General features: G+C 74.6%; 21 protein-coding genes and 1 pseudogene. 11 read left to right on the plus strand and 11 right to left on the minus strand.

Features of this window, described 5'->3' with window-relative positions:
• Positions 1-13: 13 nt before the first annotated feature.
• From XF36_RS34265 to XF36_RS33380, 3 genes and pseudogenes are all read right to left on the minus strand, one after another.
• Positions 14-277, minus strand: a complete 264-nt coding sequence (locus tag XF36_RS34265) for an OST-HTH/LOTUS domain-containing protein (RefSeq protein WP_238588938.1) — start codon at positions 275-277, stop codon at positions 14-16.
• Between the two features lie 108 nt (positions 278-385).
• Positions 386-457, minus strand: a pseudogene (locus XF36_RS35240) (hypothetical protein); the annotation flags it as partial.
• Positions 454-1,173 carry an NYN domain-containing protein gene (locus XF36_RS33380; RefSeq protein ID WP_238588939.1) on the minus strand — a complete coding sequence of 240 codons (720 nt, stop codon included), beginning with the start codon at positions 1,171-1,173 and terminating at the stop codon, positions 454-456. The pseudogene XF36_RS35240 and the gene XF36_RS33380, both read right to left, overlap by 4 nt.
• Positions 1,174-1,227: 54 nt before the next feature.
• Between XF36_RS33380 and XF36_RS17415 the strand changes: the two genes are divergently transcribed.
• Both XF36_RS17415 and XF36_RS17420 read left to right on the plus strand, forming a co-directional pair.
• Positions 1,228-1,800: a maleylpyruvate isomerase N-terminal domain-containing protein gene (locus XF36_RS17415; protein WP_060712795.1), complete on the plus strand. Its 573-nt coding sequence runs from the start codon at positions 1,228-1,230 to the stop codon at positions 1,798-1,800.
• Positions 1,801-1,846: 46 nt separating this feature from the next.
• Positions 1,847-2,719: an alpha/beta hydrolase gene (locus XF36_RS17420; protein ID WP_060712796.1), complete on the plus strand. Its 873-nt coding sequence runs from the start codon at positions 1,847-1,849 to the stop codon at positions 2,717-2,719.
• A 7-nt stretch (positions 2,720-2,726) separates the two neighbouring features.
• Here the strand turns inward: XF36_RS17420 and modA are convergent, their stop codons facing one another.
• Positions 2,727-3,506, minus strand: coding sequence for a molybdate ABC transporter substrate-binding protein (gene modA, locus XF36_RS17425; RefSeq protein WP_238588940.1), 780 nt, complete (start codon positions 3,504-3,506; stop codon positions 2,727-2,729).
• 266 nt (positions 3,507-3,772) lie between these two features.
• Here modA and XF36_RS17430 point away from each other — a divergent pair, with 266 nt between their 5' ends.
• On the plus strand, positions 3,773-4,342 hold the full coding sequence (locus tag XF36_RS17430) for a hypothetical protein (RefSeq protein ID WP_060712798.1): 570 nt from the start codon (positions 3,773-3,775) through the stop codon (positions 4,340-4,342).
• Here XF36_RS17430 and XF36_RS35245 read toward each other — a convergent pair.
• From XF36_RS35245 to XF36_RS17445, 3 genes are all read right to left on the minus strand, one after another.
• Positions 4,287-5,546 (minus strand): RecX family transcriptional regulator, encoded by a 1,260-nt coding sequence (locus XF36_RS35245; protein ID WP_168169535.1) that lies wholly within the window; start codon positions 5,544-5,546, stop codon positions 4,287-4,289. The genes XF36_RS17430 and XF36_RS35245 overlap by 56 nt on opposite strands.
• A gap of 2 nt (positions 5,547-5,548) precedes the next feature.
• Positions 5,549-6,601: a recombinase RecA gene (gene recA / locus XF36_RS17440; protein ID WP_060712799.1), complete on the minus strand. Its 1,053-nt coding sequence runs from the start codon at positions 6,599-6,601 to the stop codon at positions 5,549-5,551.
• Positions 6,602-6,860: 259 nt separating this feature from the next.
• Positions 6,861-7,055 carry a DUF3046 domain-containing protein gene (locus XF36_RS17445; RefSeq protein ID WP_043278601.1) on the minus strand — a complete coding sequence of 65 codons (195 nt, stop codon included), beginning with the start codon at positions 7,053-7,055 and terminating at the stop codon, positions 6,861-6,863.
• A 77-nt stretch (positions 7,056-7,132) separates the two neighbouring features.
• Between XF36_RS17445 and XF36_RS32530 the strand changes: the two genes are divergently transcribed.
• A complete protein-coding gene (locus XF36_RS32530) occupies positions 7,133-7,294 on the plus strand; it encodes a hypothetical protein (protein WP_020624151.1) in 162 nt (53 codons plus the stop codon).
• A gap of 9 nt (positions 7,295-7,303) precedes the next feature.
• On the opposite strand, the gene XF36_RS17450 is transcribed toward XF36_RS32530, so the two are convergent.
• A complete protein-coding gene (locus XF36_RS17450) occupies positions 7,304-7,540 on the minus strand; it encodes a hypothetical protein (RefSeq protein ID WP_060712800.1) in 237 nt (78 codons plus the stop codon).
• 250 nt (positions 7,541-7,790) lie between these two features.
• On the opposite strand from XF36_RS17450, the gene XF36_RS17455 reads away from it, so the two are divergent.
• Both XF36_RS17455 and XF36_RS17460 read left to right on the plus strand, forming a co-directional pair.
• Complete coding sequence (locus XF36_RS17455; protein ID WP_060712801.1) at positions 7,791-8,312, plus strand: hypothetical protein; 522 nt, start codon at positions 7,791-7,793, stop codon at positions 8,310-8,312.
• A gap of 82 nt (positions 8,313-8,394) precedes the next feature.
• The gene (locus tag XF36_RS17460; protein WP_060712802.1) at positions 8,395-13,431 is read left to right on the plus strand and encodes an ATP-dependent helicase; all 5,037 of its coding nucleotides are present in this window, start codon (positions 8,395-8,397) and stop codon (positions 13,429-13,431) included.
• Between the two features lie 23 nt (positions 13,432-13,454).
• On the opposite strand, the gene XF36_RS17465 is transcribed toward XF36_RS17460, so the two are convergent.
• The gene (locus XF36_RS17465) at positions 13,455-14,249 is read right to left on the minus strand and encodes a carbon-nitrogen hydrolase family protein (protein WP_060712803.1); all 795 of its coding nucleotides are present in this window, start codon (positions 14,247-14,249) and stop codon (positions 13,455-13,457) included.
• A 36-nt stretch (positions 14,250-14,285) separates the two neighbouring features.
• On the opposite strand from XF36_RS17465, the gene XF36_RS17470 reads away from it, so the two are divergent.
• Entirely contained in the window at positions 14,286-14,927 is a 642-nt protein-coding gene (locus XF36_RS17470; RefSeq protein WP_060712804.1) for a GntR family transcriptional regulator, read from the plus strand.
• On the opposite strand, the gene XF36_RS17475 is transcribed toward XF36_RS17470, so the two are convergent.
• The gene (locus tag XF36_RS17475; RefSeq protein WP_060712805.1) at positions 14,917-16,242 is read right to left on the minus strand and encodes an MFS transporter; all 1,326 of its coding nucleotides are present in this window, start codon (positions 16,240-16,242) and stop codon (positions 14,917-14,919) included. The genes XF36_RS17470 and XF36_RS17475 overlap by 11 nt on opposite strands.
• 118 nt (positions 16,243-16,360) lie before the next feature.
• Between XF36_RS17475 and XF36_RS17480 the strand changes: the two genes are divergently transcribed.
• From XF36_RS17480 to XF36_RS17495, 4 genes are all read left to right on the plus strand, one after another.
• Positions 16,361-17,059, plus strand: coding sequence for a DUF2848 domain-containing protein (locus tag XF36_RS17480; protein WP_060712806.1), 699 nt, complete (start codon positions 16,361-16,363; stop codon positions 17,057-17,059).
• Between the two features lie 29 nt (positions 17,060-17,088).
• Complete coding sequence (locus tag XF36_RS17485; protein ID WP_060712807.1) at positions 17,089-17,490, plus strand: DoxX family protein; 402 nt, start codon at positions 17,089-17,091, stop codon at positions 17,488-17,490.
• A gap of 134 nt (positions 17,491-17,624) precedes the next feature.
• Positions 17,625-19,088 carry a glycosyltransferase family 39 protein gene (locus tag XF36_RS17490; protein WP_060712808.1) on the plus strand — a complete coding sequence of 488 codons (1,464 nt, stop codon included), beginning with the start codon at positions 17,625-17,627 and terminating at the stop codon, positions 19,086-19,088.
• A 75-nt stretch (positions 19,089-19,163) separates the two neighbouring features.
• Positions 19,164-20,039, plus strand: coding sequence for a DNA-formamidopyrimidine glycosylase family protein (locus XF36_RS17495; protein WP_060712809.1), 876 nt, complete (start codon positions 19,164-19,166; stop codon positions 20,037-20,039).
• Between the two features lie 141 nt (positions 20,040-20,180).
• On the opposite strand, the gene XF36_RS17500 is transcribed toward XF36_RS17495, so the two are convergent.
• Positions 20,181-21,029 carry a PspA/IM30 family protein gene (locus XF36_RS17500; RefSeq protein ID WP_060712810.1) on the minus strand — a complete coding sequence of 283 codons (849 nt, stop codon included), beginning with the start codon at positions 21,027-21,029 and terminating at the stop codon, positions 20,181-20,183.
• Positions 21,030-21,185: the final 156 nt, after the last annotated feature.

Here is a 21,185-nt window from a genome sequence, read left to right on the forward strand (position 1 = left end):
CCGTCGTGTGTGGTCAGGACGTCGGGCGCAGCACGTAGTCGCCGGTGTCGTCGCTCCACTCCATCTCGATGAGGTCCCGGGCGCGGGCCGCCTTGGCGAAGGACAGGAAGCTGCCGAAGCCGTAGCGCTTCTCGGAGAAGTCCGGCACCCGCCTCCGGAGCTGGTTCTTCAGCCCGGACAGCTGCGGCGGGTCCCCGGCCGCGGCGATCTCCCGCACCACGTCGACGAGCAGCGCGAACGCGTCGTGGTCGGCGTCCGGGTCGTCGGGCAGCGCCACCTCGGGGTCGCCCTGCGCCGCACCGGTGGTCAGCGTGACCGCGCCGCGGTCCTGCAGGTGGCGCAGCAGCTCGCCGAAGCCGCGGAACCCGTGGTCGGACTCGTCGAAGGTCGGGTCCTTGCGCAGGATCGCGCGCTTGAGCCGGGACGCCAGGACCGGACCGTCGGCCTGGCGGGTCAGCCCGCCGAGGGTGCTGACGACGAGGCCCGCGAGGTCGCGCTCCTCGGCCCCGGTGGTGGCGGTGTCGTCGCTGCCGTCGGAGAAGGTGACGTCGAACGGGTCCGGCGGGACGACCGGGACCGGTTCCGGTTCCGGGGTCGCGACCGGGGCGGGCGTCGGGACCGGTCCCGCGGCCGGAGCCGGTACGGGGCGGGGGCTCCCCGGCGACGACGCGGCGGCGCGGGCGCCTGGGTCGGCTCGACACCGGGGAGCCGGTCGTAGAACAGGAACTCGTCGCAGGCGGGCGGCAGCAGCGCCGAGGTCGAGGACTGCACGCCGATCCCGATGACGCGCTTGTCCAGCTCACGCAGCTTGTGCATGAGCGGGGTGAAGTCGGAGTCGCCGGTGCCGATGGCGAAGGTGGTGATGAACCCCCGCTCGTAGGCGAGCTCTATCGCGTCGACGGCGAGCTTGATGTCCGCCGCGTTCTTGCGGGAGCCGCCGATCCGCTGCGGGATCTCGATGAGCTCGACCTGGGCGCGGGCCATCAGGCGGCGGTCCTCGTCGAAGGAGGACCAGTCGGCGTAGGCACGGCGGACCACGACCCGCCCGCGCTCGGCGAGCGCGTCGGCCACCGGGCCGAAGTCGAACGGCACGACCCCGAGCCCGTCGCGGGCGCCGATCGCGAGGTTCTCATAGTCGAGCAGCAGTGCGATACGTTCGTCCTCGTGGGCCACCGCGGGATCCTAATGCGCTGGCCCGTGCGGCCGCCCGCAGGGCACGCTGCACCGATGCGCGCGGAGGACGTCGAGGACGCGGTGGCGGTCCTGGTCCGGGCCCTGGAGCCGGTTCCCGACGACGGCTGGTCCGCCCCGGCCGGGCCGCTGGGGTGGTCGTGCCGGGACACCGCGGTGCACGTCGCGGACGACCTGTTCGGCTACGCGGCACAGGTGGCGCTCGCCCTCCCCGACGACTACCCGCCGTTCGAGGTCGTGGTGCCCGAGGGCGTCGGCACCGCCGGGCTGCTGCAGGTCGTCGCGACGGGCGGGGCGATGCTCGCCGCGGCCGTCCGGACCGCACCGCCGGGGGTGCGCGGCTGGCACCCGTTCGGCGACGCGGACGCGGCCGGGTTCGCGGCGATGGGCGTCGTCGAGGTCCTGGTGCACACCCACGACATCACCCGCACGACCGCCCCGGGGTGGACGCTGCCCCCGGAGCCGTGCCGGGACGTGCTCGCCCGGCTGTGGCCCGGCGTCGACGCGGGCGACGACCCGGCCGGGGCGCTGCTCCACCACACCGGCCGGGCGTCGTGGCGCAGTGTGCCCGCCCCCGTCCGGTGGCGCTGGCACGGCGCGCCGCGCTGAGGGCGGTCGGTTACCGCCCGGCCCCTACCTCCGGACCGTCGGTGACGTGGCCGGGACCGGACCGGCCGAGGGGATCGGGGTCGCGCAGCTGCTGCTGAGCCGGAAGGTCCCGGCGACCGGTCAGGTCGTGGAGGTCCCGATCCCGGGGACGGCGTCGCACTTCGCGGCCCGGCCCGCGGTCGTGTGGGTGCCGCCCGCCTGGTACCGGCGACCCCGGCCACAGCTGCCGGTGATCGTGCTGCTGCACGGGACCCCCGGACGTCCGGTGGACTGGGTGGACTCCGGGGGCGCCGCCGACGTCGCCGATGCCTGGGCCGCCCAGCACCACGGGGTCGCGCCGATCCTGGTGATGCCCGACGTCAACGGCACCTACACCGCGGACTCCGAGTGCGTCGACACCCCGACCGCGAAGGTCGAGACCTACCTGACCCGCGACGTGCCACGGGTGGTGAGCTGGCTGTTCGGGACCCGGCCACCGGGACCGGCGTGGGCGGTGGCGGGGTTGTCCGAGGGCGGCAGCTGCGCGGTGATGCTGGCGCTGCGCCACCCCACGGTCTTCGCCACGTTCGGCGACTACGCCGGGCTGCTCGGCCCGCGGGTCGGGGACTCCAACGGCGGGGTCCCGGACACCGTCGCCGAGCTGTTCGGCGGGTCGCAGGCCGCGTTCGCCTCGCACGACCCGGCGACGCTGCTGGCCGCGAACCGCGCCCCCGGGATCGCCGGCTGGTTCGAGGCGGGTGACATCGACACCGACCCGGCCGCCGCCGCACGCACCCTGTCGGCGGTGGCGACCCGGGCCGGTGTGGAGAACCGGCTGGTGATCGTGCCCGGAGGCGGGCACGACGTCGACCTGTTCTCCCAGGCGCTGGCGGACTCCTACCCCGGGCTCGTGGGACGGGTGTCGGTCCCCGCGCCCTGACCCGGGGTCACGGGGCGCCGAAGCCGGCCGCCCCGAGGACCTGACGACCCTCGTCGCCGTTCACGAACTGCACCCACTTCTGCGCCAGCTCGGCATTCCTCGTGTTCTTCAGGACGACGCTCGGGTACTGGTTGACCGCCTGCGACGCCTGCGGGATGTCGACGCCCTGCGCCTGCCCGCCGGACGCGGTGACGTCGGTCCGGTAGACGAGCCCGGCGTCGGCGTTGCCGGTGGTGACCTTCTGCAGCACCGACTTGACGTCCTGCTCCTCCGAGACCGGCCTGATGTCCACGCCGGCGGCCTGCTCGACCTTCTCCGTCGCCGAGCCGCACGGCACCTGCGGGGCGCAGACCACCGTCCGCAGGTCCGGCTTCGTCAGGTCCTGCAGCGACGCGATCCGCTTCGGGTTCTGCGGCGCGACCGCGATCTGCAGGGTGTTGGTGGCGAAGACCTCGGGCTGCCCCTGGGCGTTGCCCGCGTCGGTCACCTTGGTCATGTTGTTCTGGTCGGCCGAGGCAAACACGTCGGCCGGGGCGCCCTGGTTGATCTGCTGGGCCAGGGCCGAGGACCCGGCGAAGTTGAACACCACGTCGGTGCCGGGGTTGGCGGCCTCGAACTTCTTCTCCAGGTCACCGAAGGTGCCGGTCAGCGACGCCGCGGCGAACACCGTCAGCGTGCCGCCCTGCGCCTGCCCGCTCGGCTGGGCGGCGGTCCCGCCGCCCCCGTCTCCCCCGCCGCAGCCCGCCACTGCGAACAGCGCCGTCACCGCCAGCGCGGCCCCGGCCACTCGTCCTCGGATCCTCACGAACACCCTCCCGGGATCGACACCTCGCGCCGTTCGTAGATCACGAACTGCGGCTCGGCGGGCATCTTATGCACGCAATCACCCGCTGCACACCACCGATCGGCACGCAGGGCCGGTTCTTCGCGCCGTGGCTCGGTCGTCGACTCTCAGTGATCGCTCAGCGTTCTCTGTGGTTGCTCCGCGCAACGACCGGAAGGCTCCACCGCGGCGGCGGATCATGCTGCCACGACGCAGGAGGACGACGGCGCATGGTGCTGGAGACGCTGGTCCCGCCGAGGGCCGTGGCCCCGGGTACGACAGTGGAGGGGGCGACCGGCGGGCGGGACGCCACCGCCCCGGATCCGGCGGTGCGGCGGCAGAACCTGCTCCCGCTCGTCGACGACGGCGCGGTGAACCCGACGTGCGCCACGGGCGGCACCGCGGAGTGGGGCAGCACGATCGGGCAGAACGCGTTCGTCCATCGTTCCGGGTTCGGCGTGACCGCCGACGGCACCGAGGTCTACGTCGCCGGGCCGGCACTGTCGGTGTGCACGCTGGGCAGGCTGCTCGCCGACGCGGGAGTGGTCCGCGGCAGGGAGCTGGACATCAACCCGGCCTGGGTCAGCGGGACCTACTTCCACGACCGGCACGGGCACGTCCCGCAGGGATTCCCGCTGTTCCTGCCGAGCAGGTGCCGCCGACCCACTACGTCACGCCGACGATGCGCGACTGGTTCGCCCGGTACCTGCGGTCGTGACCGGTCGGCGGATCCCGCCGGGACGGTCAGTCCTCGGGCGGGGCCTCGCCCAGCTCGTCGGCGTCCGCACCGGCGGCGGTGATCTCCTCCTTGACCACCCCGTAGGCGACCCCGGGGCCGTAGCCCTTGCGCGCGAGCATGCCGACCAGCTTGCGGGCACTGGACTGCCGCTCCTCGCGGCTCCCGATGGGCAGGCTCCGCAACCGCCGCACGACGAGCTCACGGGCCCGGTCGCGTTCGGAGGCGTCGTCGATGCCGGTGAGTGCCTCGTCGGCGATCTCGCGGTCGACGCCCTTGCGGTGGAGCTCCATCGCGATCGCCCGCCTACCGAGGCCGCGGTGACGGTGCCGGGACCGGACCCACTGTTCGGCGAAGGCCTGGTCGTCGACGAGGCCGACCTCGTCGAACCGCTCGAGGACGCGGTGCGCGACCTCGTCGGGGATCTCCTTGCGGCGCAGCGCGTCGCCGAGCTCCTTGACCGTGCGGGCGCGGTCGGTGAGCAGGCGCAGGCAGATGTCGCGAGCGCGGCTCTCCTGCTCCTGCGGTGTCTCGACGCGCGGGGTGCGCTCCTCGCTCCGGCGGCTCCCCCGGCCGCGACGCTCGCCACGACGACGGCCACGGGAGGTGGCGCCCGTCTCCCCGGTGCCCGTCGCTTCGGTGCCCGGCCCGGCAGGTCCGGTGCTCCGGGACAGATCGGCCCCGGCGCCCGGAGTGGTCGTGGCCGCCGCGGTACCCGCACCGGTCAGGGCCGCTGCGGTGGCCGGGCGCCGGCGGGGGGTCCCACGGTCGCGGCGGGCTCCGCCGCGCTGTGTGCCCCGCCCCGACAGCTCCTCGAACGAGACCACGCGGGGCGCGCCGGATCCGTCGCCACCACCGTCCGTGCCGCTGCCCGCAGCGGGGCAGGGGGCGGGGTCGTCGAAGGTCAGCCTGCGGACCGGGGCGGGCTCCGCCACCCCGTCCGTCGCAGCGTCGGCCGCCGGATCCGTCGGCCGGGCCGTCGCCGGCGGGTCGGTGATCGCCGCGGTGGCCCCGTCGGCGCCGCTGAGCGTCGCGAACGAGACCTGGTGCGGACTCGCGTCCCACCCGGGGACGGCCGGGGGCTCTGCAGCGGGCTCCCCCGGTTCGGCGCCGGTCGGGTCGGCGGTCCGGATCGCGGGCGGATCCGGTGCGTCGGCGCCCGACGGGGTCACGCCGAACAGGTCGTCGAGCGGGACGGTGCGGGGCCCGGTCGGCTCCGCACCGTCCTGTCCGGACGTGCCTCCGGACCCGTCGTGGTCGCCGGTCACGCTCAGAAGTCGACCGGGGCCGGGAGGGGCTCGACCGGGCTGTTCTCCTCGGCGTCGACGACCGCGCCGATCCCCAGCTTCTCCTTGATGCGCTTCTCGACCTCGGCGGCGACGTCCGGGTTCTCCTTGAGGAACTTGCGGGCGTTCTCCTTGCCCTGCCCCATCTGGTCGCCCTCGTAGGTGTACCAGGCGCCGGACTTGCGGATGATCCCCTGCTCGACGCCCACGTCGATCAGCGAACCCTCCTTGGAGATGCCGACGCCGTAGAGCACGTCGAACTCCGCCTGCTTGAACGGCGGGGCCACCTTGTTCTTCACGACCTTGACCCGGGTCCGGCTGCCGACCATGTCGGTGCCGTCCTTCAGCGTCTCGATGCGGCGGATGTCCATGCGGACCGACGCGTAGAACTTCAGCGCCTTACCACCGGTCGTGGTCTCCGGGGACCCGAACATCACGCCGATCTTCTCGCGCAGCTGGTTGATGAAGATCGCCGTGGTGCCGGAGTTGCTGAGGGCGCCGGTGATCTTTCGCAGCGCCTGGCTCATCAGCCTGGCCTGCAGACCGACGTGGCTGTCACCCATCTCGCCCTCGATCTCGGCACGCGGCACGAGCGCGGCCACCGAGTCGATGACGATGATGTCGAGCGCGCCGGAGCGGATCAGCATGTCCGCGATCTCCAGCGCCTGCTCACCGGTGTCCGGCTGGGAGACCAGCAGGTCGTCCGTGTCGACACCGAGCGCCTTGGCGTACTCCGGGTCGAGCGCGTGCTCGGCGTCGATGAACGCGGCGACACCGCCCGCGGCCTGCGCGCTCGCCACGCAGTGCAGCGCGACCGTGGTCTTACCGCTGGACTCCGGGCCGTAGATCTCGACGACCCGGCCGCGCGGGATGCCCCCGACGCCGAGCGCGACGTCGAGCGCGATGGAGCCCGTGGAGATGGCACTGATCGGGACGCGGGCCTGGTCGCCCAGGCGCATCACCGATCCCTTGCCGTGGTTCTTCTCGATCTGGGCGAGGGCGAGTTCGAGCGTCTTGCCGCGGTCCGGAGCAGACATCTCTTGACTCCTCGCTGGTGGTCGACGGTCGGGTCCTGCTGGTGTCTTTCGGGGAGGCACACCACAACGGTATGGGGTACCCCTGACAGTTTCGGGCCCGGATCGGCGCCTGTGGACAACTCGTCCGACACCACGCCGCAGGACCGGTAACGCAAGCCCTGCCCGAACCGTAGACGAACACGCGTTCGATCCGACACCGCGACACGCCGACCGGGCGCCCACGGGAGCCGAGCGGTCGGCACGACCGCCCGGCACACCGCTACCGCCGTGCGGGTGGGACCTCGTAGGCCGCGCACACCGCGCGCCAGATCCGGCGCAGGTCGACGCCGGCCTCGATCGCCTGCTCGACGGTCCGGCCGCCGAGCTCGGAGAAGACGTGGTCGCGGGACAGCGACGCCGCCCGCACCGGCCCGAACTCGCCCTCCATCAGTTCCCGGAAGTGGCTCAGTCGCACGTCCGCGAGGGTAGACGGGTCACCCGTTCCGTGCGGTGTCCGCCCGATGACGCCCCGGAGCAGGTAGCCTGGGTGATATGTCCGAACTGCTCGCCACCGTCCCGGTCGACGTCGCCGACGAGGTCCTCGCGACGACCGGCATCGGCTCGCCACTGGCGTGGCAGATCGTGTCCCTGCTCGCGCTGCTGTCCGCGCTGGTCGTGCTGGTGCGCTGGTGGCTCCACCAGCGCCGTCGCTGAGGGTCCCGCTCAGCCGGCCGCCGGGCGTCCCGCACCGGCCGAACGCACCGCCACCAGCAGGAACGGCACCGTCACCACGACTGCCACCGCGCCGAGCAGCGCGTCGGACGACACCGTCACGAGCACCCCGGCCACGATTCCGGCGGCGGCACCGGCCAGGTTCATCGCCACGTCCACCGAGCCCTGCACCCGCGGCCGGTCGGCCACCGCCAGCGACTCCGTGAGCTGGGCCGAGCCGCCCACCACCGCCGCCGACCGCGGGTGAGCCGGACAGCCGGGAGGCGACCAGCGAGCTCGCGGCGATCGAGGTCGCGACGGCCGTCCCGCCGAGCACCTGCACCATCGCGAGAACCGTCAGCAGCCGGGGCTGCGCGGGGTCCTGGGCCGGGGAGACAGCGTCGGGTGCGGCGGTCACGGACGGATGCTGCCGTGCGACGGCCGCCGTGCGCCAGGGCGTTACGCTCCGGCCCGGCCACACGAGCGGAGGACGGTGGACATGGCGGGGACGACCCCGAACGCACGCCGGTCGGCGGGCGCGAACGACGCGGAGCTGCGGAACGCCTACCGCATGGTGTCCGACGTGCTGGCCGGGGCGGTCCGCGAGACGCTCGCCGCGCCGGGGCCCGATCCGGCCCGGTTCGCCGTGCGCCGGCTGACCGCGGTCGACCGGGACGTGCCGCCGGACGCCACGCCGCCCGGCTGGTCGCTGGCCTTCCTGGTGCTGGCCGACTGGTACGACGCCGCCCGCGCCGCGCTGGTCGACCACGACGACCGCGCCGAGCGGGCGCTGGCCTGGATCGGGCAGAACCTGGGTCCGCGCTACGCGGCCCGGGCGCGCTACACCATCGCCCCGCTCGTCGAGCCGGCCGACGCCCGCGAGACCTCGCACTACGTCGACGCGCTGGGCGTGGACTTCCTGGCGTCGATGGTCTGGACGGTCGCGGCGGTCGTCGCGGAGTTCCCGGCCGAGGACGCCGCGGAGGTCTGGCCCCGTACCAGGGCCGACGCCGCCCGCTGACCTCGCAGGTCACGCCCGGTTCGACGGGAACTCGGCGGGTGCTCGGCGGGTGCTCGGCGGGTGACTGTCGGACCCCACCCGCATGATGGTCGGCGTGACCGCACTCGAGGGCTTCTCCCCCGCCACCCGCCAGTGGTTCGAGGGGGCCTTCGCCGCGCCCACCGCGGCCCAGGAGGGCGCCTGGTCCGCGGCACAGGCCGGGCGCAACGCCCTCGTCGTCGCGCCGACCGGGTCCGGCAAGACCCTGGCCGCGTTCCTCTGGGCGCTCGACCGGCTCGCGGTGACGCCACCGCCCGCCGAACGCAAGCACCGCTGCCGGGTCCTCTACGTCTCCCCGCTCAAGGCCCTCGCCGTCGACGTGCAGCGCAACCTCCGCTCGCCGCTGACCGGCATCCGCCAGGCCGCGCAGCGGCTCGACGAGCCGGTTCCGGACATCACCGTCGGGATGCGCACCGGCGACACCCCGGCCGACGAGCGGCGCCAGTTCCAGCGCACCCCGCCGGACGTGCTGGTGACCACTCCGGAGTCGCTGTTCCTCCTGCTCACCTCGGCCGCGCGGGAGTCGCTGCGCGGGGTGACGACCGTGATCCTCGACGAGGTGCACGCCGTCGCCGGCACGAAGCGGGGGGCGCACCTGGCGGTGTCGCTGGAACGGCTCGAGGAGATCACCGAGGCCACCCCACAGAGGATCGGGCTCTCGGCGACCGTGCGCCCGGTCGACGAGGTCTCGACGTTCCTGTCCGGTACGCGCCCGGTCGAGGTCGTGCAGCCCGCGATCCCCAAGACGATCCGGGTCGAGGTCCAGGTCCCGGTGCCCGACCTGGCCGCGCTCGACGAGCGGCCCGCGCCGGGCAGCACCGACGAGGAGGTCGTCGGGTCCGCCGCGGGCACCGCACGCAGGCCCTCGATCTGGCCCGCCGTCGAGGAGCGGCTGCTCGGCCTGGTGCGCGAGCACCGGTCGACGATCGTGTTCTCCAACTCCCGCCGGCTCGCCGAGCGGCTGACCTCCCGGCTCAACGAGCTCGCCGCCGAGCAGGAGGCCGCCGCACTGGAGGAAGCCGCCCACCTCGACACCGCGCCGGGCGCGTTCCCGGCCGAGGCGGTCGGGCAGTCCGGGGTGGGCGGCGGGGTCGCACCGACGGTCGCCAAGGCCCACCACGGCTCGATGTCGCGTGACCAGCGGACCCTGGTCGAGGAGGAGCTGAAGTCCGGCGTGCTGCCGTGCGTCGTCGCGACGTCCAGCCTGGAGCTGGGCATCGACATGGGCGCGGTCGACCTGGTCGTGCAGGTCGAGGCACCGCCGTCGGTCGCGTCCGGGCTGCAGCGGGTCGGGCGCGCCGGGCACCAGGTGGGCGCGGTGTCCGAGGGTGTCGTGTTCCCGAAGTACCGCGGGGACCTCGTGTCCTGCGCCGTCGTCGCCGAACGGATGACGACCGGGTCGATCGAGTCCACCCGCTATCCCCGGAACCCGCTCGACGTCCTGGCCCAGCAGATCGTCGCGATGGTCGCGATGGAGTCGTGGCGGCTGTCCGACCTGGCCGCGACGGTCCGCCGGGCGGCCCCGTTCGCGGCGCTGCCGGACTCCGCGCTGCACTCGGTGCTCGACATGCTGGCCGGGCGCTACCCGTCCGAGGAGTTCGGCGAGCTGCGCGCCCGCATCACCTGGGACCGGGTCACCGACGAGCTGCGCGGGCGCCCGGGTGCGCAACGCCTGGCCGTCACCTCCGGCGGCACCATCCCCGACCGCGGCCTGTTCACCGTGATGACCCCGGGCGGCGCGGACGGCGCCGGGTCGCGGGTCGGTGAGCTCGACGAGGAGATGGTCTACGAGTCCCGAGTCGGGGACACGTTCCTGCTGGGGACCTCGTCGTGGCGGGTCGAGGACATCACCCACGACCGCGTGATCGTCACTCCGGCGCCGGGGGTGCCCGCCCGGATGCCGTTCTGGAAGGGCGAGTCGATCGGTCGGCCGCTGGAGCTGGGCCGGGCGGTCGGCGCGTTCGTGCGCGAGATGTCCGGGCTGGCCGACACCGAGGCCCGCGAGCGCGCCACCGCGGCCGGGCTCGACGCGTGGGCCTGCGACAACCTGCTGTCCTACCTGCGCGAGCAGCGTGAGGCGACCCGGCACGTGCCGAGCGACCGCACGATCCTGGTGGAGCGGTTCCGCGACGAGCTGGGCGACTGGCGCCTCGTCGTGCACTCGCCGTTCGGTGCTCAGGTCAACGGGCCGTGGGCACTGGCGATCGCGGCCCGGATGCGGGAGCGACGCGGGGTCGAGGTGAGCGCGTCGGGCGCGGACGACGGGATCGTGCTGCGCCTGCCGGACGCGGTCGACGACAACGGCACCGAGGTCGTCCCGAGTGCGGAGGACGTGCTGCTGGAACCGGGCGAGATCGAGCAGATCGTCGTCGCGGAGCTGGGGAACTCGGCGCTCTACGCCTCCCGGTTCCGGGAGTGCGCCGCGCGGGCGCTGCTGCTGCCCCGTCGCGACCCGCGCCGCCGCAGCCCGCTGTGGCAGCAGCGCCAGCGCTCGGCACAGCTGCTGGGCGTGGCGGGCAAGTTCGAGCAGTTCCCGATCACCCTGGAGGCGATGCGGGAGTGTGTGCAGGACGTCTACGACCTGCCGGGGCTCCGCGAGCTGATGGGCGACGTCGCCGCGCGCCGGGTCAAGGTCGTCGAGGTCGAGTCCGCGCAGCCGTCGCCGTTCGCGCGCAGCCTGCTGTTCGGCTACGTCGGGATGTTCCTCTACGAGGCCGACGCACCGCTGGCCGAGCGCCGCGCGGCCGCCCTGTCGCTGGACTCGACGCTGCTGGCGGAGCTGCTCGGCTCCGAGGCGATCCGGGAGCTGCTCGACCCGGAGATGCTGGCCGAGATCGAGGGGCAGCTGCAGCGCACCGCCCCGGAGCGGCACGCCCGTGACATGGAGGGTGCCGCGGACCTGCTCCGCTTCGTCGGTGACCTGTCCGAGGCCGACGCGCGGGCCCGAGGCGTCGACCCGGCGTGGCTGGCGCAGCTGGAGCGCGACCGCCGGGCGCTGCGGGTGCGGATCGCCGGTGAGGAACGCTTCATCGCGATCGAGGACGCCGGGCGCATCCGGGACGCGCTGGGCACGGCGCTGCCGGTCGGGGTGCCGGAGGCCTTCACCGAGCCGGTGCCCGACCCGCTCGGGGACCTCGTGCTGCGCTGGGCACGCACACACGGACCGTTCACCGCCGCCGAGCTCGCCCGTCGCTTCGGGCTGGGAGTGGCCGTGGTCGCCGGGGTGCTGGAACGGCTCACCGGCACCGGGCGGCTGATGAAGGGCGAGCTGCGCCCGCAGGCCTCGGTGCCCGCCGGATCCGGCGGTGAGCTGGAGTACTGCGACGCCGAGGTGCTGCGCCGGCTGCGGCGCGCGTCGCTGGCGAAGCTGCGGCACGAGGTCGAGCCCGTCGAGCAGCGGGCGCTGGGGCGGTTCCTGCCGCAGTGGCAGGGCGTGCAGGTGCGGTCGGGTTCCGAGCGGCGCGGCCGGGTGCGCCGTGCACCGGGGGCGGAGGACGTGCTCGGTGTGGTCGAGCAGCTCGCCGGGGCGCCGCTGCCGGCGAGCGCGGTCGAGTCGCTGGTGCTGCCCGCCCGGCTGCCGGGCTACACCCCCGCGCTGCTCGACGAGCTGACCGCCGCCGGTGAGGTGACCTGGGTCGGGTGCGGCGCGCTGTCCGGGCAGGACGGCTGGCTCGCGCTGGCCCCGGCCGACGTGGCGGACCTGCTGCTGCCCGCCCCGGACCTCGACACCGCGGGCACCCCGCTGCACACCGCGGTGCTGGCCGCGCTCGGGCTGACCGACCCGGCCGCGCTGACCGACCCGGGGGCGGCGCCCGATTCCGGGGGCGGTGCGCTGTTCTTCCGCGAGCTCGCGACCCGGGCCGGGGTCCTGCTGACCGAGCAGGGCGAGCCGGCTCCCTCCGACGACGACGTCGTCGCCGCCGTCTGGGACCTGGTCTGGGCGGGTGCGCTCACCAACGACACGCTCGGCCCGCTGCGGGCCCGGCTGTCCGGGGGCGGCTCGCGACGGGGCGCCTCCGGGCGGCAGGGCGGGGCGCATCGCACGGCGCGGCGACCGGCCCGCGGACGCTACGCACAGCTGCGTGCGGGGCGGCCGTCGATGCCCAGCCGGACCGGGCCGCCGTCGGTCGGCGGGCGCTGGTCGGTGGCGGTGCCGCGCGAGCCCGACCCGACCCGCCGTGCGCACGCCGCCGCGGAGGCGTTCCTGGAGCGTCACGGCGTGCTGACCCGGGGCGCGCTGGGCACCGAGCGGGTCACGGGTGGGTTCGCCGCGGTCTACAAGGTGCTCCGGGCGATGGAGGAGTCCGGCCGGTGCCGACGCGGCTACATCGTCGAGGGGCTGGGCGCGGCGCAGTTCGCGGTGCCGGGTGCGATCGACCGGGTCCGGGCACTCGCCGGGATCGAGAGCGGCCCGTCCCCCGCCCCGCCGACCGGTCCGCGCCGCCTCGGCGCCGGGCCGGGCGCGGTCGTCACCGACCCCACCGACCGCACCGGGTCCGCCGGCAGGGCCGGGTCCGTGGACCGGGCCGGGGACGGCGAGCCCCTGCCCGACGCCCTCTCCGGCGACGCGGCCGGACTCCCGATGTCCGACGACCCGTACGCCGGGGTGCCCGACGACCTGCGCGGCGGGCTCGGCGGCGCGGGTCGCCACGCCGAGTTCGACGGGGGCGCCGGTCGCCGCCCGCAGGCGCCGCGGGAGGCGTGGCGCGAGCTGTCCCGGGTGGTGCTCGCCGCCACCGACCCCGCGCAGCCCTACGGCGCCGCCCTGCCGTGGCCGGACACGACCGGCGAGACCCGGCACCGCCCCGGTCGCAAGGCAGGCGCCCTGGTCACCCTCGTCGACGGGGCGCCAGCGCTCTACGTCGAACGCGGCGGGAAGTCCCTGCTGTCGTTCACCGAGGACCGTGACGAGCTGCGCGCCGGGGCCGAGTCGCTCGCCGGGGCGGTGCACGAGGGCTGGCTGGGGTCGCTCGCCGTCGAGCGCGCCGACGGACAGGACTCGCTGGCCTCGGCGCTGTCGGAGGTGCTCACCGAGGCCGGGTTCCGGGTGACGCCGAAGGGGCTGCGGCTGCGGGCCTGACCGGCGACACCGCGCACCCCGGGTCAGTACCGCCGGTTGGCCAGGACCGGGATCGCCCGGCGGGCCGCGGTGACCGCGTCGAGGTCCAGGTCCACGACCAGGGTCCCCGGTGCGGCGTCCAGCGCCGCGACGACCGAGCCGGTCGGGCCGGCGACCGTGCTCGCCCCGATCCCGGTCGGGGCGCCACCACCGGGGACCGGGCGCCCCGCCGCCTCCGGGTCCGCCTGGTCGCAGGCCGCAACGCAGGCCGTCGAGTCGAGGGCCCTGGCACGTACCAGCAGCTCCCACTGCTCCCGCTTGCCCGGCCCCGCGCCCCAGGACGCGGGCACGACGACGAGCTGCGCCCCGGCGTCGCCGAGGGTCTGGAACAGGCCGGCGAACCGCAGGTCGTAGCAGGTCGCGAGGCCGACGGTGACGCCGTCGACGGTGACCGTGACCGGCCGGTCCCCCGGGGCGACCGTGTCGGACTCGGCGAACCCGAACGCGTCGAACAGGTGGATCTTGTCGTAGTGCTCCTCGACGCCCGGGCCCGTGACGAGCAGGGTGTTGCGGACGCGGCCGTCGTCGGCGGGGGTGAACATCCCGGCGACCACGGTGACCCCCGCACCGGCGGCGATCCCGCGGACCCGGGACGCCCAGGGGCCGTCGAGGGGCTCGGCGACCGGGCCGAGCGGCACGCCGAAGCGGCACTGGGTGGCCTCGGGGAACACGACCAGCCGCGCGCCCCGGGCGGCCGCGCCGGCGACGCCGTCGGCGACCAGGGTGAGGTTCTCCGCCGGGTCGGTGGTGGCGGCGATCTGGACGAGGGCGATCCGCATGGCGTCTCCTGGGGTGGTTCGGTGTATACGTGTCGTATGCCGACGTCACGGGAGTCCGGTCGCGACCGCGCGTTGCACTACCTGCGCGAGACCGTCCTGGTGGACCCGCGGGTGCAGGGCACGTTCCTCAACGAGAACGAGCTCGCCGGCCGGATCGGGGTGTCGCGCACCCCGGTCCGTGAGGCGTTGCTCCTGCTCGTGGCCGACGGCCTGGTCGAGATGCTGCCCGGCCGCGGCGCCTACGTGCCGCCGCTGACCGGCCGGCAGATCTCCGAGCTGATGGAGCTGCGCGGGGTCCTGGAGAAGCACGCGGCGCGCACGGCGATGGGCGCCGACGGTGTCCCGTTCGAGGCGATGAACGCTGCCCTGGACCGGCAGCGCGAGCTCGCCGGCGCCGGCGGGGACCCGGCCGAGTTCATCGAGCTCGACATGGTCTTCCACCAGGCGCTCGTCGACGCCACCGGGAACGCGCTGCTCTCGCGGACCTACGCCGGGCTGCGGGTGCGCCAGCGCCGGGTGGGCGTGACCGCGCTGTTCCGGACCGAGGACCGGCGACAGGCGGTCTGCGCCGAGCACGACCGGATCGTCGCGACGCTGGCCGGCGACGACCCGGACGCGGCGGCGGAGGCGATCGACGAGCACCTGCAGCTCACCCTGCGCGTGCTGCTCAGGGCGTGAGGGCGAGGTAGGCCTCGTCCTCGTCGTGGTCCGGGTCGCGACCGATGACCAGCCCGACGACGGTCAGCGCGCAGGCGATGGCCAGGTAGGACGCGACCGGCACCCAGTTCCCCGACCCGCCGGACAGCGCGGTGAACGCCAGCGGCGCGACGGCGCCCCCGACCACGCCGGCGATGGTGTAGGCCAGCGAGCTGCCGGTGTAGCGCAGCCGCGGTGAGAACTGCTCGGTGACGAACGCGGCCTGCGGCCCGTACATGAACGAGTGCAGGCCGAGCCCGACGACGATGCCGACGACGAGCAGCGCGAACGAGCCGCCCGCGATCATCGGGAAGAAGACGAACGGCCACACCGCTCCCCCGACCGCGGCGACGCCATAGACCAGGCGCCGGTTGAACCGGTCGGTGAGCGCCCCGGCCAACGGGATCGCGGGCAGCTGCAGCGCCGAGCCGATCAGGATCGCGCCGAGCACCTCCGACCGGGAGAACCCGAGGTGGGTGGTGGCGAAGGTCAGCACGAAGACGGTGAACAAGGCGTAGCTGACGTCCGGACCGATCCGGCTGAGGATCCCGGCGAGCAGCGGGCGGCGTTCGGCGGTGAACACCTCGCGCACCGGCGCCGACGGCCGGTCACCGGACTCGGCGATCGCGCGGAAGACCGGGGTGTCCTCCAGCTTGAGCCGGATCCACAGCCCGAACGCCACCAGCACGGCCGACAGCAGGAACGCCAGCCGCCAGCCCCAGTCCAGGAACTGCTGGTCGGTCAGCAGCAGGGTGAGCAGGGCCAGGACGCCGTTGGACAGCAGGTTCCCCGCGGGCGGCCCGACCTGGGCGGCCGAGGCCCAGAACCCGCGCCGGCGCGGCTCGCCGAACTCGCTGGAGAGCAGGACCGCGCCGCCCCACTCCCCGCCGACGCCGACGCCCTGGGCGAAGCGCAGCAGCACCAGCAGGATCGGTGCCGCGACGCCGATCGTGCCGTAGGTCGGCAGCAGCCCGATGAGAAACGTCGCGACGCCGATCAACACGAGCGTGATGACCAGGACCTGCTTGCGGCCGATGACGTCGCCGAGCCTGCCGAACACGACACCGCCGAGCGGGCGCGAGACGTAGCCGACGGCGTAGGTGGAGAACGCGAGCAGCAGACCGGTCACCGGGTCCGCAGCCGGGAAGAACAGCACGGGGAACACCAGCGCGGCCGCCGCGGAGTAGACGGCGAAGTCGTACCACTCGAGCGAGGTGCCGGTGAGGCTCGCGACGAAGGCCTTGCGCAGGTCACGGCGGTCGACCGGTGGTGACGAGGAGGCGGAGGGCGAGGTCATCGCGGGCTCCCGGGGTCGGGCGGTGGGTGGACGGGCCTCATACTTGCTGTATACAAAGTGTGTGCGCAACCCTCGTGCGCATCGGTTACGCGACGTACACATCTGACGGAGGTCCCCCGTGACGCTCGAGCTGACCCTGCCCGACGGCGACACCCGCTCGGTGGAGGTCCACCGGGTCTTCAACGCCGGCTACGCCGGCCGCGCCCAGGAGGAGGTCGCCGCGCACGTCGCCGAGCTGGCCGAGCTGGGCGTGCCCGCCCCGGACACGGTGCCCGCGCTCTACCCGGTCGCGCCGTACCTGGCGGCGCAGACCGACCGGGTCCCCGCCCAGCACGACCGGACCTCCGGCGAGGCGGAGTGGGCGCTGGTCGTCGGCGACGACGTCACCGACCCGCTGCTGACCGTCGCGTGCGACCACACCGACCGCGCGCTGGAGGCGCACGGTGTGGCCTGGAGCAAGAACGCCGGTCTCGACGTCCTGGGGCGCAAGGCCTGGCGGCTGTCGGAGGTCGCCGACCGGCTCGACGACATCACCCTGCGCGCGTGGGTCCGTCACGGCGGCGACCACGACGGCACCGAGGCTCTCGTGCAGGACGCGACGCTGGCGGCCCTGCTGCCGCCCGCCTACTGGGTCGACGTGCTGCGCGAGCGCGGCTGGCTGGTGCCCGGCACCGTCCTGCTGTCGGGGACCGTCGCGATGAAGGCGGGGGTCGACCAGTTCGCCGACGCCTGGCGGGTGGAGCTGCACGACCCGGCCACCGGCGACACGATCGGCCTGACCTACGAGGTCGACCGGCTCCCGGCGCCGATCGGCTGACCGCCCGGCCGGGTGGCACCATCCCGGTCATGATCCGTCGCTCCCCCACCATCCCGTCCCGCGACCGACGCCTCGCCGTCGGGCTCGCGGGGCTGCTCGGCACCGCCGCCCTCCTGCACGTGGTGCGGCCCGAGCCGTTCGACTCGATCGTCCCGCGCAGCCTGCCCGGGGAACCCCGGTTCTGGACCTACGCCTCCGGAGCGGCGGAGGGCGCCGTCGCCGCGGCCATCGCGCATCCCCGGACCCGGCGCACGGGTGGTTACGCCGCGGCCGCACTGTTCGCGGCGGTGTTCCCGGCGAACGTGTCGATGGCCCTGCGGTGGAACCGCAGGGCGCCGCTGTACCGGGTGATCGGCTGGGGACGGTTGCCGCTGCAGGTCCCGCTGGTGCTGTGGGCCCTGCGGATCGCCCGCGGTGCCCCGCGCGGCTGACCCGGGGTGATCCGGCGGTAGACCGAAGTCGATCGCCGACCGCCCGATGCCCGCTGCGCCGGGAGGACCCTGCGGGGTGTGCTGAGGCCGGGCCCGGGCACCACCGGCGCCCTCGCCGTCGCTCGGAGGGACAGATGACGTCGTCGACCACGGTCCGGGGCTCCGGCACCGCGCCCACGGCCGCTCCACCGCTCGCGCGGCTGCCCGTCGGGATCGTCGCCGGGGTGGTGGCCGTCGTCCACCTCGTCATGGGGACGCTGGGGCGCGGGTACTGGTTCGACGAGGCGCTGATGCTGGCGATCGGACGGCACCACCTCGACTGGGGCTCGGCCGACCAGCCCCCGGTCGCGCCGGCGCTGGCCGGGCTCGCCGACGCCCTCGCCCCCGGGGTGAACGGGGTACTGCGGATCGTGCCGTCGCTGGCGACGGCCGGCGCGGTCGTCGTCGCGGCGCTGATCGCCCGGGAGCTGGGCGGGGACCGCCGTGCCCAGGTGCTCACCGCGCTCGCGCAGGCCACCGGGCTGTGGGTGACGCTGTTCGGGCACTTCCTGACGCCGTACTCGCTCGAACCGCTGCAGTGGGCGCTACTGCTGTGGCTGCTGGTCCGCTGGACCCGGATCCGCGACGACCGGCTGCTCCTCGCCGTCGGGCCGCTGCTCGGGCTGGCCGCGCTGACGAAGTTCCAGGTGATCCTGCTCGGCGCGGTGCTGGTGGTCGCGATCGGAGTGGCCGGGCCGCGGGCGATGCTGCGCCGGCCGGCGTTCTGGTGGGCCGCGCTGGCCGGGGCGCTGATCGCGTCGCCGACGCTGGTGTGGCAGGCCGTGCACGGCTGGCCGCAGCTGCGGATGACGTCGGTCGTCGCGCAGGAGTCGGTCCTGTTCGGCGGGCCGGGCCCCAGCGCGGTGGCGATGCTGCTGCTGGCCGGGCTGCTCGGCACCGTGCTCGTCGTGGTCGGGGCGGTCGCGGCGTTCACGACGCCGCGACTGCGGCCGTACCGCTTCGTCGCGGTCACCTTCCTCGTGCTGTGGATCGTGTTCGCCGTGACCGTGGGACGCGCCTACTACCTGTGCGGTCTGCACGGCGCCGTCGCCGCGCTCGGGGCGGTGTGGTTCCAGCAGCGGCGCGAGACCGGGCGACGACGGTGGTCCTGGGGGGTATGGCCGGCGGGTGTGCTGTCGGTCGCCATCGCCGCGGCGATGCTGTCCGCGAGCGCCGGGGTGGCCGACCCGGCCGTGCCGGAGCGGATCGTCGGGGAGGTCGCCCGCGTGCGCGACGGGCTGTCCCTCGACCAGCAGGACCGCGTGGTCGTGATGGGCGGCTCGTACATCTACGCGGCCTACGTCGACACCGCCGACCCCGCGCTCGGTCTGCCGCCGGGGTACAGCGGCAACCGCAGCTACGGCTACTTCGACCCGCCCCCGGACGACCACGACGTCGTGATCCTCCTCGGCAGGGACCCCGGCCTGCTCGCCCCCACCGGGATGGCGCTGCGACCGGTCACCGACCTCGGCGACGGCAACCGCATCTGGCTGGGCGAGGGCATGACGCGTCCGTGGTCGCAGGTGTGGCCGCAGCTGCGGACGCTCGTCGTCGACTGAGCCGTCGACCGACCCGTCGGCAGGGCCGTCGACAGGGCCCGGGACGGTCCGGCCCGCCCGGGTAGCGTCGCGGTCGTGCCCGAGGGAGACACCGTGTACCTGGCCGGCAAGCGGCTGCACGCCGCGCTGGCCGGGCACGAGCTGCTGCGCGGCGAGCTGCGCCACCCGCGGCTGGTCGAGCACGACCTGGCCGGGCTGACCGTCACTGGCGTCGTCTCCGTCGGAAAGCACCTGTTCACCCGTTTCGACGACGGCCGCAGCCTGCACAGCCACTTCCGGATGGACGGCTCCTGGCACCTGTACCGGCCCGGGATGCGCTGGCGCCGGGGCGCCCACGAGGCGCGCGCGGTGCTGGCGACCGCCGACCGGGTCGCCGTCGGGTTCGCCCTGCACGACCTGGAGCTGCTCCCCACCGACGACGAGCACACCCTCGTCGGGCACCTCGGGCCCGACCTGCTCGACCCGGCCTGGGGCCCCGCCCACGACGCCGAGGCGCTGCGCCGGATGACCGCCCGCGCCGACCACCCGCTCGGGCTGGTACTGCTCGAACAGCGGGTCATGGCCGGCCTCGGCAACCTCTACCGCAACGACATCTGCTTCCTGCTCGGGCTCACCCCCTGGGTACCGGTCCGCGACGTGCCCGACCTCCCCGGGGTGATCGACCTGTCGCGGCGGCTGCTGTCGTCGAACAAGGACCGCCCGGAGCAGACCACGACCGGCTCGCTGGCCGCGGGCGAGGCGCACTGGGTGTTCGAGCGGGCCGGGCGGCCGTGCCGCCGCTGCGGCACCCGCATCCGGACCGCCGACCAGGGCGACGACCACCGGGCCCGGGTCACCTACTGGTGCCAGCGCTGCCAGGCCGGGCCGTCACCGCGCCCGGTGCGCCGCGGCACCGGCCCGCGTCGCGGCGCCCCCGGGCGGCCGCCGCCCGGCGCGGCCCGCACGCCCTGACCGCGTCGGCCACGTCGCGACCGACGGCCGGAGCCGGCGAGGCGCCCGGAGCCGGGTCGCCGGCCCGGACGGGCCCGGACACACGTCCGCCGCGGCCCCGGGATCGGGACCGCGGCGGACGGTGTGGAACGGCTGAGCCGCTCAAGCGGTGCCGGGCTGCTGCTGGTTCTGGGTGTTCTGCTGCTGGGCCGGTGCCGGCGAGGACGGCAGCTGCTGGGTCGCCTCGCCCTGGCCGACCTGCTGAGCCTGCTGGCCACCGGCGATCGGCGCCCCGGACATCGACGCCCGGATCTGCTCCAGCCGCGACATGCCGGCCATGTCGGTGGTCGACTGCTGGACCTCCAGCATCCGGCCCTGCACCGAGTTCTGGGCCAGCTCCGCGGACCCGAGCGCGGTGGCGTACCGCTTCTCGATCTTGTCGCGGACCTCGTCGAGCGAGGGCGCGTTGCGCGGCGCGGACAGCTCGCTCATCTGCTGCAGCGACTTCGCGGCCTGCTCCTGCATCTTGGCCTGCTCGAGCTGGCTGAGCAGCTTGGTGCGCTCGGCGATCTTCTGCTGCAGCATCATCGAGTTCCGCTCGACGGCCTGCTTGGCCTGGGCGGCGGCACCGATCGACTGGTCGTGCAGCGTCTTGAGGTCCTCGACGCCCTGCTCCGCGGTCACCAGCTGGGTCGCGAAGGTCTGCGCCGACTGCTCGTACTGCTGGGCCTTCTGCTCGTCGCCCTGGGAGCGGGCCTGGTCGGCCAGCACGAGTGCCTGCCGCGCCGACGACTGCAGTTTCTCGATCTCACCCAGCTGCCGGTTCAGCTTCATCTCCAGCTGACGCTGGTTGCCGATCACCGCGGCGGCCTGCTGCGACAGCTGCTGGTGCTGGCGCTGGGCGTCCTCGATGGCCTGCTGGATCTGCACCTTCGGGTCGGCGTGCTCGTCGACCTTCGACGAGAACAGGGCCGACAGATAGCTGAAGAACTTGGTGAATCCGTTGGCCATCTCTGCGCGTCCTCCGCCTGCGTTCGCTCGCGACCGTGCCCGCCACCACGGCGGGCGTGCGGACCCCGGACCGACCCCGCGTTCCCACCGTGGTCGGAACCGGGCCTCCGGCCCTGTCCATCCTGGCATTGCTGCCGGTCTGCCCGCACCCTACCG

Source organism: Pseudonocardia sp. HH130629-09, assembly GCF_001294645.1.
Taxonomy (GTDB): Bacteria; Actinomycetota; Actinomycetes; order Mycobacteriales; family Pseudonocardiaceae; genus Pseudonocardia.